The 13,316-nt window shown below is 70.5% G+C and carries 12 protein-coding genes; 5 read left to right on the top strand and 7 right to left on the bottom strand.

All coding sequences use genetic code 11. The features are described 5' to 3' along the window. Positions 1 to 38 precede the first annotated feature (38 nt). On the bottom strand, positions 39 to 770 hold the full coding sequence (locus ACZ6BB_RS33330; protein WP_471618849.1) for an NUDIX hydrolase: 732 nt from the start codon (positions 768 to 770) through the stop codon (positions 39 to 41). A gap of 133 nt (positions 771 to 903) precedes the next feature. After that, entirely contained in the window at positions 904 to 2,016 is a 1,113-nt protein-coding gene (nth, locus tag ACZ6BB_RS33325) for an endonuclease III (RefSeq protein WP_471618848.1), read from the bottom strand. Positions 2,017 to 2,357: 341 nt separating this feature from the next. Here nth and ACZ6BB_RS33320 point away from each other — a divergent pair, with 341 nt between their 5' ends. Continuing rightward, complete coding sequence (locus ACZ6BB_RS33320) at positions 2,358 to 3,032, top strand: Crp/Fnr family transcriptional regulator (RefSeq protein ID WP_005476003.1); 675 nt, start codon at positions 2,358 to 2,360, stop codon at positions 3,030 to 3,032. A 285-nt stretch (positions 3,033 to 3,317) separates the two neighbouring features. Continuing rightward, positions 3,318 to 4,142 carry a nucleotidyltransferase domain-containing protein gene (locus ACZ6BB_RS33315; protein WP_471618847.1) on the top strand — a complete coding sequence of 275 codons (825 nt, stop codon included), beginning with the start codon at positions 3,318 to 3,320 and terminating at the stop codon, positions 4,140 to 4,142. A gap of 171 nt (positions 4,143 to 4,313) precedes the next feature. Here ACZ6BB_RS33315 and ACZ6BB_RS33310 read toward each other — a convergent pair whose 3' ends face one another. The 4 genes from ACZ6BB_RS33310 to ACZ6BB_RS33295 all read right to left on the bottom strand — a co-directional run bounded on the left by ACZ6BB_RS33310 (position 4,314) and on the right by ACZ6BB_RS33295 (position 6,816). Next, positions 4,314 to 5,144: an MBL fold metallo-hydrolase gene (locus tag ACZ6BB_RS33310; RefSeq protein ID WP_471618846.1), complete on the bottom strand. Its 831-nt coding sequence runs from the start codon at positions 5,142 to 5,144 to the stop codon at positions 4,314 to 4,316. A 115-nt stretch (positions 5,145 to 5,259) separates the two neighbouring features. After that, positions 5,260 to 6,132 (bottom strand): NUDIX hydrolase, encoded by an 873-nt coding sequence (locus ACZ6BB_RS33305; RefSeq protein WP_471618845.1) that lies wholly within the window; start codon positions 6,130 to 6,132, stop codon positions 5,260 to 5,262. 61 nt (positions 6,133 to 6,193) lie between these two features. Further along, positions 6,194 to 6,661 carry a RidA family protein gene (locus ACZ6BB_RS33300; protein ID WP_471618844.1) on the bottom strand — a complete coding sequence of 156 codons (468 nt, stop codon included), beginning with the start codon at positions 6,659 to 6,661 and terminating at the stop codon, positions 6,194 to 6,196. Next, complete coding sequence (locus tag ACZ6BB_RS33295; protein ID WP_005476015.1) at positions 6,658 to 6,816, bottom strand: DUF4177 domain-containing protein; 159 nt, start codon at positions 6,814 to 6,816, stop codon at positions 6,658 to 6,660. The genes ACZ6BB_RS33300 and ACZ6BB_RS33295 overlap by 4 nt, the downstream gene beginning before the upstream one ends. A gap of 227 nt (positions 6,817 to 7,043) precedes the next feature. Between ACZ6BB_RS33295 and bagA the strand changes: the two genes are divergently transcribed. Together bagA and bagB are read left to right on the top strand one after the other, a co-directional pair. Then, positions 7,044 to 8,021, top strand: a complete 978-nt coding sequence (bagA, locus tag ACZ6BB_RS33290) for an ATPase BagA (protein WP_471618843.1) — start codon at positions 7,044 to 7,046, stop codon at positions 8,019 to 8,021. Further along, a complete protein-coding gene (gene bagB / locus ACZ6BB_RS33285; protein ID WP_471618842.1) occupies positions 8,018 to 9,433 on the top strand; it encodes an ATPase BagB in 1,416 nt (471 codons plus the stop codon). Before bagA ends, bagB begins: the two co-directional genes overlap by 4 nt. A 439-nt stretch (positions 9,434 to 9,872) precedes the next feature. Here the strand turns inward: bagB and wblA are convergent, their stop codons facing one another. Further along, a complete protein-coding gene (gene wblA / locus ACZ6BB_RS33280) occupies positions 9,873 to 10,211 on the bottom strand; it encodes a transcriptional regulator WblA (protein ID WP_013001830.1) in 339 nt (112 codons plus the stop codon). A 687-nt stretch (positions 10,212 to 10,898) separates the two neighbouring features. Between wblA and ACZ6BB_RS33275 the strand changes: the two genes are divergently transcribed. Further along, a complete protein-coding gene (locus ACZ6BB_RS33275; protein ID WP_471618841.1) occupies positions 10,899 to 13,208 on the top strand; it encodes a transglycosylase domain-containing protein in 2,310 nt (769 codons plus the stop codon). The last annotated feature ends 108 nt before the right edge of the window (positions 13,209 to 13,316 follow it).

Genomic DNA, 13,316 nt, shown 5'->3' with positions numbered 1-13,316 from the left:
CAACGGGCCCCGGAAGACGCAGCACGGCAGCCACCCTGTCATGAGCGCCAGTCGAGCGGGACCTGCTTCTCACGGTCCCAGGGGCGCTCCCAGCCCGCGTAGTGCAACAGACGGTCGATCACTCCGGCCGTGAACCCCCACACGAGGGCCGATTCGACCAGAAATGCCGGGCCTGCGTAGCCCCGGGGGTGAACGGCGGTGGCTCTGTTGGCCGGATCCGTGAGATCCGCCACGGGGACGGTGAAGACGCGGGCCGTCTCGTTCGGATCGACGACCCGGACCGGGGTCGGCTCTCGCCACCAGCCGAGGACGGGCGACACGACGAAGCCGCTGACCGGGATGTACAGCTTGGGCAGCACGCCGAAGAGCTGGACTCCCGCGGGGTCGAGGCCGGTCTCCTCCTCCGCCTCGCGCAGGGCGGCCCGCAGCGGGCCGTCGGTCCGCGGGTCGCCGTCCTCGGGGTCGAGGGCGCCACCCGGGAACGACGGCTGACCGGCGTGCGATCTGAGCGAGCCGGCGCGCTCCATGAGCAGCAGCTCGGGGCCGCCCGGCCCCTCGCCGAACAGGATCAGGACCGCCGACTGCCGGCCCGAGCCGTTCTCCGGCGGCAGGAAGCGGCTCAGCTGCAGGGGCTCGACCGTGTCGACGGCGTGCACGACCGGGTCCAGCCACGCGGGCAGGCCCGCCCGGTCCAGGCCCACGTGTCCGCCCTGTGTGCGGTGCCCGCTGTCGGTGTCCGTGCCGCCGTCCGTCCGGCTCGCGCGTGTCATAGCCACCCCCGTCGTTCTTCCGATCCCAACGCCCGGGAGACCGCTGATCGTTCCACTCGTGCCTCATGTCCCTCGTGTGGGTGGCGGGTACCTGGACGGGGAGGGGGCGTGCCGTGCCGTTTCGTGGCGCTCGTCATCCGGCGGCTCCGAGGGGCGGGGCCGGGATGCCGCCCGCGTCGAGGTAGGACTGCGGGGGCTTGAGGCGCTGGCCGGGGAAGCCGCCCTTCTCGTACTTGAGCAGCTTCCTGGCCTTCTCCGGGTCGGTCTCGCCCTCGCCGAACGCCGGGCAGAGCGGCGCGATGGGGCAGGCGCCGCAGGCCGGTTTGCGGGCGTGGCAGATACGGCGCCCGTGGAAGATCACATGGTGCGACAGCATCGTCCACTCGCTCTTCGGGAAAAGCCCGCCGATGGCCGCCTCGATCTTGTCCGGGTCGGTCGCCTCGGTCCAGCGCCAGCGCCGTACGAGCCGCTGGAAGTGGGTGTCCACGGTGATGCCGGGCCGGCCGAAGGCGTTGCCCAGCACGACGAAGGCGGTCTTGCGGCCGACGCCGGGCAGCTTGACCAGGTCTTCGAGACGGCCGGGGACCTCGCCGCCGTGGTTCTCCACCAATGCCTTCGACAGGCCCATGACCGACCTCGTCTTGGCCCGGAAGAAACCGCAGGGCCGCAGGATCTCCTCGACCTCCTCCGGGTCGGCCGCGGCCAGGTCCTCTGGGGTGGGGTACTTGGCGAAGAGCGCCGGTGTCGTCTGGTTGACCCGCAGGTCGGTCGTCTGCGCGGACAGGACCGTCGCCACGATCAGCTGGAAGGAGTTCTCGAAGTCCAGCTCGGGGTGCGCGTACGGGTACACCTCGGCGAGTTCGCGGTTGATACGGCGGGCACGGCGGACGAGGGCGGTCCGCGACTCGTTCTCGGGGGGTACGGGTGGCTTGGCGGAGGTCTTGGCCGGGGCGGGAGAAACGGCGGGGGCTGGTGCGGCGGCGGTGGCGGCGCGGGTGGCGGTCGCTTTCGCCGGGGCCGCCTTTCGCGGGGAGACCGACTTTCGTGCCGAGACCCCACTTTGCGTGACGGCCGTCTTCTTCGCTGCGGCGTTCTTCACGCCAGTCTTCTTCGCTGCCGTCTTCTTCGCTGCGACCTTCTTCACGGCCGCCTTCTTCGTATCCGTCTGCTTTTGAGCGGTGGCCCTTTTCTCCGGGGTGGCCTTTTTCGCCGGGGCCGTGGTCTTCTGGGCGGAGTTCTCCACCATTGATGGATCGGACACCTTCGTCGCCTTTGCCGTTTTGTTCGCTCCCGTGGAGCCCTGTTCGCCCACAGCGGAATCGCGACGTACAACCACCCGCCCAGCCCCCTTGGCCTGTGCTCTCACCGGCGTTTTGGACACCCGGCCAGCCTAAAGCCCGGCACCGACATCCGCCCCGGGCCCAGAAGATCGGCCCCCAATTGGACCCCTGACGCTTACCCCGGGACATGTGTGCGGCATCCTTGTGACAGATCACACTGTTTGGTCCGTCCGGCAAGATGGGGAACACGGTCCCCTGGTAGTACGGGGAGCAAGATCCCCTGAGCAGGTCGACAAGGAGAGAACTCGTGGACGACGTTCTGCGGCGCGCCCCGCTCTTCGCGGCGCTCGATGACGAGCAGGCCGCGGAGCTCCGCGCCTCCATGAGTGAGGTGACCCTCGCGCGCGGTGACGCTCTCTTCCACGAGGGCGACCCCGGTGACCGCCTTTATGTGGTCACCGAAGGCAAGGTCAAGCTGCACCGCGCGTCGCCCGACGGCCGCGAGAACATGCTGGCCGTGCTCGGCCCCGGTGAGCTGATCGGCGAACTGTCGCTGTTCGACCCCGGTCCGCGCACGGCGACCGCCACGGCACTGACCGAGGTCAAGCTGCTCGGCCTCGGCCACGGCGACCTCCAGCCCTGGCTGAACGCCCGGCCCGAGGTGGCCGCGGCGCTGCTGCGGGCGGTCGCACGCCGACTGCGCAAGACCAACGACCAGATGTCCGACCTCGTGTTCTCGGACGTTCCCGGGCGGGTCGCTCGCGCGCTGCTGGACCTCTCCCGGCGGTTCGGTGTGCAGTCGGAGGAGGGCATCCACGTGGTGCACGACCTCACGCAGGAGGAGCTGGCGCAGCTCGTGGGCGCGTCCCGGGAGACCGTGAACAAGGCTCTGGCGGACTTCGCGCAGCGTGGGTGGCTGCGGCTGGAGGCTCGTGCGGTGATCCTGCTGGACGTGGAGCGACTGGCCAAGCGGTCACGCTGACGCGGGCCGTGTCGTCGGCAGGCGCGATGCGCCGGCCGATGCGGGCCTTTTGACCGGCCGGAGCTGCTGGGGCATCGGTCAGGTCGCACGGCCGTTCGCACGCCATGAGCACGGCCGTCGGAACGTCGATGGGGCTCGTCTCGTGCGCGAGGCGGGCCCTTCTCGTTATCGCCCTCACCACGCGCGCCGCCTCCACCGCCTCCACCGGTTCCGGTCGCCAGGAACCGCAGCCCCCACCCGGAAAACGACCTGCACCCCGGCCCCTTCCGGCCGCACAGTGGCCGTATGGCCGGAACGGGGCGTGCGAGAGGGCTGGACAGCCACGGGTACATCGAGCGGGAGGGGGCCCTGGGGCGGGTCGGTGAGATCTTCGGGCCGGTGGTCACGGCGGCCCGGGAGCGGATCGCGCAGACGTTCGAGGGGCGGCTGCACGGTGCGTACCTCTACGGGTCGATTCCCCGGGGCACGGCTCGTCCGGGGCGCAGTGACCTCGATCTGTTGCTGGTGTTGCTCGGGGAGCCCACGGAGACCGACCGGACGGCGGCTCGGTCGCTGGACGAGGCGCTGGACGCGTGGTTTCCGCAGATCGACGGAGCGGGGACCCTGCTCGTCAGCCGGGCGCGGGTGCTGAGCGACCTGGAGAGGTACGACCTGGGCTGGTTCCTGGCCTGTCTGTGCACGCCCCTCCTGGGTGAGGACCTCGCGGAGGACCTGCCCCGCTACCGGCCGGACTCCCTCCTCGCCCGCGAGACGAACGGCGACCTGGCGCTGCTCCTGCCGCGCTGGCGTAGGCGGGTCGCGGAAGCCGACGGCGACGACGCCCGGCGGGCGCTCGTCCGTGGCTGCTCCCGACGGCTCGTCCGTACCGGTTTCACTCTCGTCATGCCCCGCTGGAACGGCTGGACCAGCGATCTGCACGAGATGGCCCGGGCGTTCGGCGCGTACTACCCCGGGCGCGCCGCCCAGATGCGCGCGGCGGCGTCGGCCGGATACGAGCCGGGTACCGACGCCGGCGTGCTACGGGCGTATCTGGACGACCTCGGGCCCTGGCTGGCCGAGGAGTACGCGCGCGTGCACGGCCTCAAGGCGCCGCGGCCCGGGAACCCGTGACGACGCGGACGGGGTCTCCTGGTGCGGCAGACCTGGGCAGGCCGGCGGGAAGGCCGCTGGACGGCCCTGAGAGGGGCCCCTGGGGCCTTGGACGCCTCAGGAGGCCCCAGGGCCCCGAGAGGCGCTGTTCGTCGGGTGTGGGGCCGGAGAGGGCGCTCAGGCGTACGGCGGTCAGATCAGGCCGTGCTCGGTCAGGTACTCCAGTTGCGCCCGGACCGAGAGTTCCGCCGCCGGCCACAGGGAGGGGTCGACGTCCGCGTAGACATGGGTGACGACCTCGTCGGGGGTGCGGTGTCCGTTCTCGACGGCCGTCTCGACCTGGGCGAGCCGGTGGGCGCGGTGGGCGAGGTAGAACTCGACGGCACCCTGGGCGTCTTCCAGGACGGGGCCGTGGCCGGGCAGGACGGTGTGGACGCCGTCGTCGACCGTGAGGGACCTGAGGCGGCGCAGGGAGTCGAGATAGTCGCCGAGGCGGCCGTCGGGGTGGGCCACGACCGTCGTACCGCGTCCCAGGACCGTGTCGCCCGTCAGCACGGCACGGTCGGCCGGGAGGTGGAAGCAGAGCGAGTCGGCGGTGTGCCCGGGGGTGGGGACGACTCGCAGCTCCAGGCCGCCGACCGAGACGACGTCACCCGCGCCCAGCCCCTCGTCGCCGAGCCGCAGCGCGGGGTCGAGGGCCTGGACGTTCGTCCCGGTCAGCTCGGCGAAGCGGCCGGCGCCCTCCGCGTGATCCGGGTGGCCGTGCGTGAGCAGGGTCAGGGCGACCCGTTTGCCGGCCTTCTCCGCCGTGTCGACGACCCTGCGCAGGTGGACGTCGTCCAGCGGGCCCGGGTCGATCACGACCGCCAGGTCGGAGTCCGGCTCGGAGACGATCCAGGTGTTGGTCCCGTCCAGCGTCATCGGGGACGCGTTCGGCGCGAGCACGTTCACCGCGCGCGCGGTGGCGGGCCCGGACAGGACGCCGCCCCTGGGCCGGCCGGGGAGAGCAGCTGCGTCGGTCATACGGGAGCGCCTTCCAGCGGAACGGACCAGATGCGGGGCGTGCACGGCAGAGGGCGGGGCGCGCGCGGGGGCGGGGCCTCGCCGTCCGGTCGGCCCGGGAGGGTGGTCGCGTCCGTCATGCGGTGTCCCCGGTGCCCGGTACACGCTTGGTGAACTCGGCGTGGCCGGGCCAGGACAGGACCACGTCGTCGTTGTCCGCGAGGCGGGCCTCGGCGAGGACGGGAGTCAGGTCGCAGGCGGGCGCGGCGGCGAGCGCGGCGGCGGCCGTGTCGTACTCCGCGAGCCGGCGCAGGGTCGCGATGGTGGGCGGCATCATCAGCAGTTCGCCCTTGTCGTAGCCGTCCGCCGCGTCCCTGGGCCGGATCCACACCGTGCGGTCGGCCTCCGTGGAGGCGTTGCGGGTGCGCTGACCCTGCGGGAGCGCGGCCACGAAGAACCAGGTGTCGTAGCGGCGGGACTCGAACTCGGGGGTGATCCAGCGGGCCCAGGCGCCCAGCAGGTCGGACCGCAGGACCAGCCCCCTGCGCTCCAGGAACTCCGCGAAGGACAGCTCCCGTGCGGCCACCGCCGCGCGGTCCGCCTCCCAGTCGTCGCCCGTGGTGTCCCCGACGACGGTCTCGGGACCGGGCCCGGCGAGCAGCACGCCCGCCTCCTCGTACGTCTCCCGCACGGCCGCGCAGACGATCGCCTGAGCCTCGTTCTCGCCGACCCCGAGTCTGGCCGCCCACCACGCGCGCGTGGGGCCCGCCCAGCTGATCTGGTGGTCGTCGTCGCGGGGGTCCACGCCGCCGCCGGGATAGGCGTACGCGCCCCCGGCGAAGGCCATGGAGGCGCGTCTGCGCAGCATGTGCACGACCGGCGTGTCGGCCGTGTCCTTGAGCAGCATGACGGTGGCGGCCCGCCTGGGGGTCACCGGTGTCAGCGTGCCGGCCGCGAGCGCGCGGATGCGGTCCGGCCACTCGGGTGGGTACCACTGCCCGTTTGCCATGGGCGGAGGCTAACTCGTCACGGGCGGATGTTCGAGTGAGCCTCCGCGGTCCCGGCGGTCGCTACGCGACGGTGAGCTCCACCTGGAGTTCCACCTCGACCGGCGCGTCCAGCGGGAGGACGGCCACACCGACCGCGCTGCGCGCGTGGACACCCTTGTCGCCGAAGACGGCGCCCAGGAGTTCGCTCGCGCCGTTGATCACGGCGGGCTGACCCGTGAAGTCGGAGGCCGACGCCACGAAGCCGACGACCTTCACCACGCGCGCGACACGGTCCAGGTCGCCCGCCACGGACTTCACGGCGGCGAGGGCGTTCAGCGCGCAGGTACGCGCGAGTTCCTTGGCCTCCTCGGGGGTGACCTCGGCGCCGACCTTTCCGGTGACGGGCAGCTTGCCGTCCACCATGGGGAGCTGCCCGGCGGTGTACACGTACACACCGGACCGGACCGCCGGCTGGTACGCGGCGAGCGGCGGGACGACCTCGGGCAGCCGAAGCCCCAGCTCCGCGAGCCTGGCCTCGACGGCGCTCACGGCTTGGGCCGCTTCAGGTAGGCCACCAGCTGCTCGGGGTTGTTCGGCCCGGGCACGACCTGGACGAGCTCCCAGCCGTCCTCGCCCCAGGTGTCCAGAATCTGCTTCGTGGCGTGGACGAGCAGCGGCACGGTTGAGTATTCCCACTTGGTCATGCGGCCGACCTTATCCGCTGCCCGGCCGCCGCCCGGCACGGGTTCCGCCTCGGTTCGTGGTGGGCCGTCCCGGCCAGGCGGGGGGACACACCCCGGACCGCGTGGGGTTCCCCACCCTCCGCGAGGGGCATGACGGCATGGGCGGGCCGGGCTCGGCAGCCGGGCGGAACACAAGTTGTCCACAGCCTCCCGCGTATGCCGCGCGCCGACTGGTTAGGCTCGAATACGTGAGCAGGCTCCAGGTCGTCAGCGGCAAGGGCGGGACCGGAAAGACCACGGTCGCCGCCGCACTCGCGCTCGCCCTCGCGACCGAGGGGAAACGCACCCTCCTGGTCGAGGTCGAGGGCAGACAGGGCATCGCACAGCTCTTCGAGACGGAGGCACTGCCGTACGAAGAGCGGAAGATCGCGGTGGCACCCGGGGGCGGGGAGGTGTACGCGCTGGCCATCGACCCCGAACTGGCCCTGCTGGACTACCTCCAGATGTTCTACAAGCTCGGCGGGGCGGGCCGGGCCCTGAAGAAGCTCGGCGCCATCGACTTCGCCACCACCATCGCGCCCGGCCTCCGGGACGTGCTGCTGACCGGCAAGGCCTGCGAGGCCGTGCGCCGCAAGGAGAAGAGCGGGCGGTTCACGTACGACCACGTGGTGATGGACGCGCCGCCCACCGGTCGCATCACCCGCTTCCTGAACGTCAACGACGAGGTGGCGGGCCTGGCCAAGATCGGCCCGATACACAATCAGGCCCAGGCCGTCATGAGGGTCCTGAAATCGCCCGGAACGGCCGTGCATCTGGTGACGCTGCTGGAGGAGATGCCCGTCCAGGAGACGGCCGACGGCATCGCCGAGCTGCGGGCCGCGCAGCTGCCGGTGGGACGGGTCATCGTCAACATGGTGCGGCCGGAGCTGCTGGACGCCGACGAGCTGGAGTTCGCGCGCACGGTGCCGCGTACCGCCGTCGCCAAGTCCCTGTCCACGGCGGGGCTGGGAGGCGCGCGGCGCGGCGGAAACGCCGAGCGTCTGGTGGAGCCACTGCTCGCGCAGGCCGAGGAGTACGCCGAGCGGTACGCGCTGGAGCACGAACAGCGGGGCGTCCTGGGTGAGCTGGGCCTGCCGCTGCACGAACTGCCGTTGCTCGCCGAGGGAATGGACCTGGCGGGCCTGTACGAACTGGCCACGGAACTGCGTCAGCAAGGAATCTCATGACTCCGGACCCTGCCAACGCGCACGCGGCCACCGCGCACGACGCGTCTCACTCCCACGACGGACACCGCGTGATCGGCGCGACCCGCCCCCTCGCGGTCGACCCCCTGCTGGACGACCCGCGGACCCGCATCATGGTGTGCTGCGGCGCCGGCGGGGTGGGCAAGACGACCACGGCGGCGGCTCTGGGGGTGCGGGCCGCCGAGCGAGGCCGCAAGGTGGTCGTGCTCACCATCGATCCGGCCCGGCGGCTCGCCCAGTCCATGGGCATCGACTCGTTGGACAACACCCCGCGGCGGGTGAAGGGCATCGAGGGGGACGGCGAGCTGCACGCCATGATGCTCGACATGAAGCGCACCTTCGACGAGATCGTCGAGGCGCACGCGGACCCGGACCGGGCCTCCGCCATCCTGAGCAACCCCTTCTACCAGTCGCTCTCGGCGGGCTTCGCGGGCACGCAGGAGTACATGGCGATGGAGAAGCTGGGCCAGTTGCGGGCCCGGGACGAGTGGGACCTGATCGTCGTCGACACGCCGCCGTCCCGCTCGGCGCTCGATTTCCTGGACGCCCCCAAGCGGCTCGGCTCGTTCCTCGACGGCAAGCTGATCCGTGTCCTGCTGGCACCGGCGAAGGTCGGCGGGCGGGCCGGGATGAAGTTCCTGAACGTCGGCATGTCGATGATGACGGGCGCCCTGGGCAAGCTGCTGGGTGGTCAGCTGCTCAAGGACGTACAGACGTTCGTGGCCGCCATGGACTCCATGTTCGGCGGCTTCCGTACGCGTGCGGACGCCACGTACAAGCTGCTCCAGGCGCCCGGCACGGCCTTCCTCGTGGTGGCCGCGCCGGAGCGGGACGCGCTGCGCGAGGCGGCGTACTTCGTGGAGCGGCTGGCGGCCGAGGACATGCCGTTGGCCGGGCTGGTGCTCAATCGGGTGCACGGCAGCGGCGCCGCCCAGCTGTCCGCGGAGCGTGCGCTCGCCGCCGCGGAAAATCTTGAAGAGCCCGGCATTGTGGATCAGATGGACGGGAAAGCAGTTCGTAACTCTACCGAAACGCAAGGCAGTTCAGACAGTTCAGACCGTTCCGGCAGTTCAGACCGTTCCGGCAGTTCAGACCGTGCAGGCAGTCCAGCCAGTTCCGACTCTCCCGCCACGACCGGCACCGAGGACGGCTCCCCCGCCCCGGACCTGACCGTGGAACAGCTCACGTCGGGCCTGCTCAGGTTGCACGCCGAGCGGATGCGGATGCTCTCGCGCGAGCAGCGCACCCGTGATCGCTTCACCGCGCTGCATCCCGAGGTGGCCGTGGCCGAAGTGGCCGCTCTGCCCGGCGACGTCCACGACCTGGCGGGTCTGCGCGACATCGGGAACCGGCTCGCGGCCATAAGGCCGGAGCTGCCCACCTCCGACGACTGACCGAACCCCTGCCGGCCGACCGGGGCCCTTCAGCCGAGTCGGGCGACTGACCGTCCGACGCCTGCCGGAAACCCGCACCGCCCTCAGTCCCGCACGACGGCAGGACCGTACGGCCACAGACCGACGACCACAGGACAACAGGGCCGCACGCACGACGACGACCCGCATGACACGAGCACGAGGTGCACGAGGCGCACACGACCGACGACACCTGCCGCGGGCCCGCATGCCCCGCCGAGGCCGCACCACGGCCTTACGCGACCAGCCAGGACGCCCTGTGGTCCGTCTGGCGGTCCGTAAGACCACCAAGACCGCACCACGGCCCGTCCGTTGATCCACGCCTCGGGGCACCCGAGAGCCGGCACACCTGCCCGACGCGCCGACACCTCAAGGGCGCCCTCGACCGACGTGGCCCGGAGGGGCCGTCGCCGTCAGCTCTCTAGCTCACTGCCGCGTAGTTCTCGTAGATCTCGTCATCGTCGAGCGGCAGAATGCCCGCGCCACGCTCGTACTCCGTGCGCGCGGTCTCCAGCAGCCTGCGCCAAGACGTGACGGTCGGACGCCTGCGCAGCAGTGCGCGACGCTCACGCTCCGTCATTCCTCCCCACACGCCGAACTCGACGCGGTTGTCCAACGCGTCCGCCAGGCACTCCGTCCGCACCGGACATCCGGTGCACACCGCCTTGGCCCTGTTCTGCGCTGCTCCTTGAACGAACAGTTCATCCGGATCGGTAGTGCGGCAGGCAGCCTGCGCACTCCAGTCGGTTACCCAGCCCATACCGGCGCCGTCCTCTCCCGAATCGAGGCTCCCCCACGGCGGCAGCGGCATATTCACCGCCGCCAGTTGAGGACGTTACGGAAGGTGGGCACAGCGCAACACCCCCTTCGGGCCCAATCTTGAATGGCCCGAACGGACTATGCGTAAGCGGCAGATCACCCGCGGGAGTGACCTGAGGACATACGTGACTTTCCCGGCAGAACGGGATGGTTGACATGCGTCACAACGGACACCGAATGACACACGAGGCGCATTCGGACACGGCACCCGAAAAAAATCGGAAGAACGTCAGAACGATTCGGGCTCGCTGGACGTACTTGATACAAGGGCCTATGGCTGTGACAGTTGAGAGCAGCTTAGGCCAACGCCTGCGCGCGTGTCCGGCGAATGGGAACGTAGACAACCGTTCATGTTCTCTTCGCCTCAGCGCCGTGACATCCGTGCCACACCTCCGCGCGTCGTTCCCGGCCGCGCCTCCGCGACACCTTCCCGCCGCACCTCCCCGCCGGCGCCTCCGCGGCACCGCGGCACCGCACCGCGCCGCGCCCTGCCGCGCCCGGTTTCGGCGGCCGCCCCACGCACACACCACCCCCGTGGCGGACACCGGATGTCACGATCCGGCACCCGTACCCCTCTGGACCCACCTGCTCCTTCGGAACGGTCGTCGCTACGGATTAGGCTGCCCTCATGCCAAACAAGCGCTCGGGTGGTGGTCTGTCCCCCACACAGCAGGCCGCCAAGTTCCTAGGTGTCAGCGTGCTCGCCGGTGCCGTCATGGCGGGCATCGCGCTGCCCGCGGTCGGCGCCCTGGGGCTGGCGGCCAAGGGTTCGGTCGAGGGGTTCGACGAGCTCCCCGCCAACCTCAAGCAGCCGCCGCTGAGCCAGCGCACCACGATCCTCGACAGCAAGGGCGACTCGATCGCCACGGTGTACAGCCGCGACCGTACGGTGGTCGATCTCAAGGAGATCTCGCCGTACATGCAGCAGGCGATCATCGCGATCGAGGACGCCCGCTTCTACCAGCACGGCGCGGTCGACCTGAAGGGCGTGCTGCGCGCGGTCAACCGGAACGCGCAGGAGGGCGGGGTCGCCCAGGGCGCGTCCACCCTGACGCAGCAGCTCGTGAAGAACGTGGCGGTGGAGGAGGCCGGTGACGACCCGACGCTGGTCGCCCAGGCCACCCAGCAGACCCTGGGCCGGAAGATCCGCGAGCTGAAGTACGCGATCCAGCTCGAAGAGGAACTCGGCAAGAAGAAGATCCTCGAGAACTACCTGAACATCACGTTCTTCGGCCAGCAGGCCTACGGCGTCGAGGCCGCGTCCCAGCGCTACTTCTCCAAGTCCGCCAAGGACCTGGACGTGGAGGAGGCCGCGCTCCTCGCCGGAATCGTGCAGTCGCCCAGCCGGTACGACCCGTTGAACGACCCGCAGGAAGCCACCAAGCGGCGCAACACCGTGCTGCAGCGCATGGCAGACCTCGGTGACGTCTCCCAGGCGGAGGCCGACAAGGCCAAGGAGAAGCCGCTCGGCCTGGACATCAGAAAGCCGAAGAACGGCTGCATCACGGCCGTCAAGGGTGCGGGCTTCTTCTGCGACTACGTGCGCGAGGTGTTCCTGACCAACCCGATCTTCGGCAAGTCCAAGGAGGCCCGCGCCAAGATCTGGAACCAGGGCGGTCTGACGATCCGGACGACGATGGACCCGAAGGCCCAGAAGTCGGTCCAGACCTCCGTCAAGAGGCACGTCTACCAGAAGGACGAGGTCGCCACCGCCGCCACCATCGTGGAGCCCGGCACCGGCAAGATCCTCGCCATGGGGCAGTCGAGGCCGTACGGACTCGACACCAAGAAGAACGAGACGTCGATAAACCTCTCGGTGGACGAGTCGATGGGCGGCGGAGCGGGCTACCAGCCCGGTTCGACGTTCAAGCCGATCGTCGCCGCGGCGGCCCTGGAGGACGGCATGTCCCCGGGGAAGGTCTACCCCTCCCCGTACAAGATGGCCTACCCGAGCCCGATCTCCACCTGTGGCGGCGGCAGCTGGCGCAACGGAACCGGCAGTGCTGCCGCGGAACTCGAGAACGAGAGCGCGAGCGAGGTCGGCCCGTACTCCCTGCGGAAGGCGACCGCGCTGTCGGTCAACACCTACTTCGTGCAGATGATCGCGGATATCGGCATCTGCCCGGTGACGAAGATGGCCAAGAGCATGGGCGTCAAGCGGGCCGACGGCCGCAAGATCGACCAGGCGCCGTCGATAGCTCTCGGCACGCAGGAGATGTCCCCGCTGACCATGGCGAACGCGTACGCGACGTTCGCCGCGCGCGGTATGTACTGCACGCCGGTCGCCATCGAGTCCATCACCCAGCGGGTCGGCGAGAAGTCGAAGTCGCTGAAGGTCCCGAAGTCGACGTGCTCGCGGGCCATGTCCGAGAACACCGCCGACACCGTCAGCGCCCTGCTCAAGGGCGTGGTCGAGGACGGTACGGGTACGGAGGCAGGCCTCGGCCCCAGCCGTCCCAGCGCAGGTAAGACCGGTACGACGGACGGCCGTTACGCGGCCTGGTTCGTGGGCTACACCCCGAACATGGCCGGCGCCGTCTGGGTGGGCGACCCCGCGCACGAGCGCCAGATGGTGAACATCACCATCGGCGGCGTGGGGTACGGAAAGGTCTTCGGTGGAAAGGTCCCCGGCCCGATCTGGCGCGACATGATGACCGGCGCGCTGGAGGGCAAGCCCCGCCCCGACTTCAACAAGGTCTACCTTCCCGAGGACCGGCCGGAGCGCGACCCCGGGGACGACAACGACAACGACGGCAATGGGAACGGGAACAACGACGACAACGGCAATGGGGACGACGGCAACAACGGCGGCGGCTTCATCGGCGGCATCGACGGCGGCACCTTCCCGACCCCGGAGTTCAGCATCCCGGAGGACTGGATCCAGGGGCAGACGAACGGCGGGAACAACGGGAACGGCAACGGGGGCCGCTTCGGCTGACGGCCACCGTCACCGGCCTGGTGAATGAGTACGGCGGTGGGGGGGGGGGGTGGTAGGGGGCGGAGCGGGAAGCAGGGGCGGTCCGGGGCTCCCTTGGCAAAAGCGTGG

The organism is Streptomyces sp. NPDC041108, assembly GCF_055592645.1.
The sequence above is the reverse complement of the archived record's forward strand: the minus strand, read 5'-3'. Positions and strand labels throughout refer to the sequence as shown.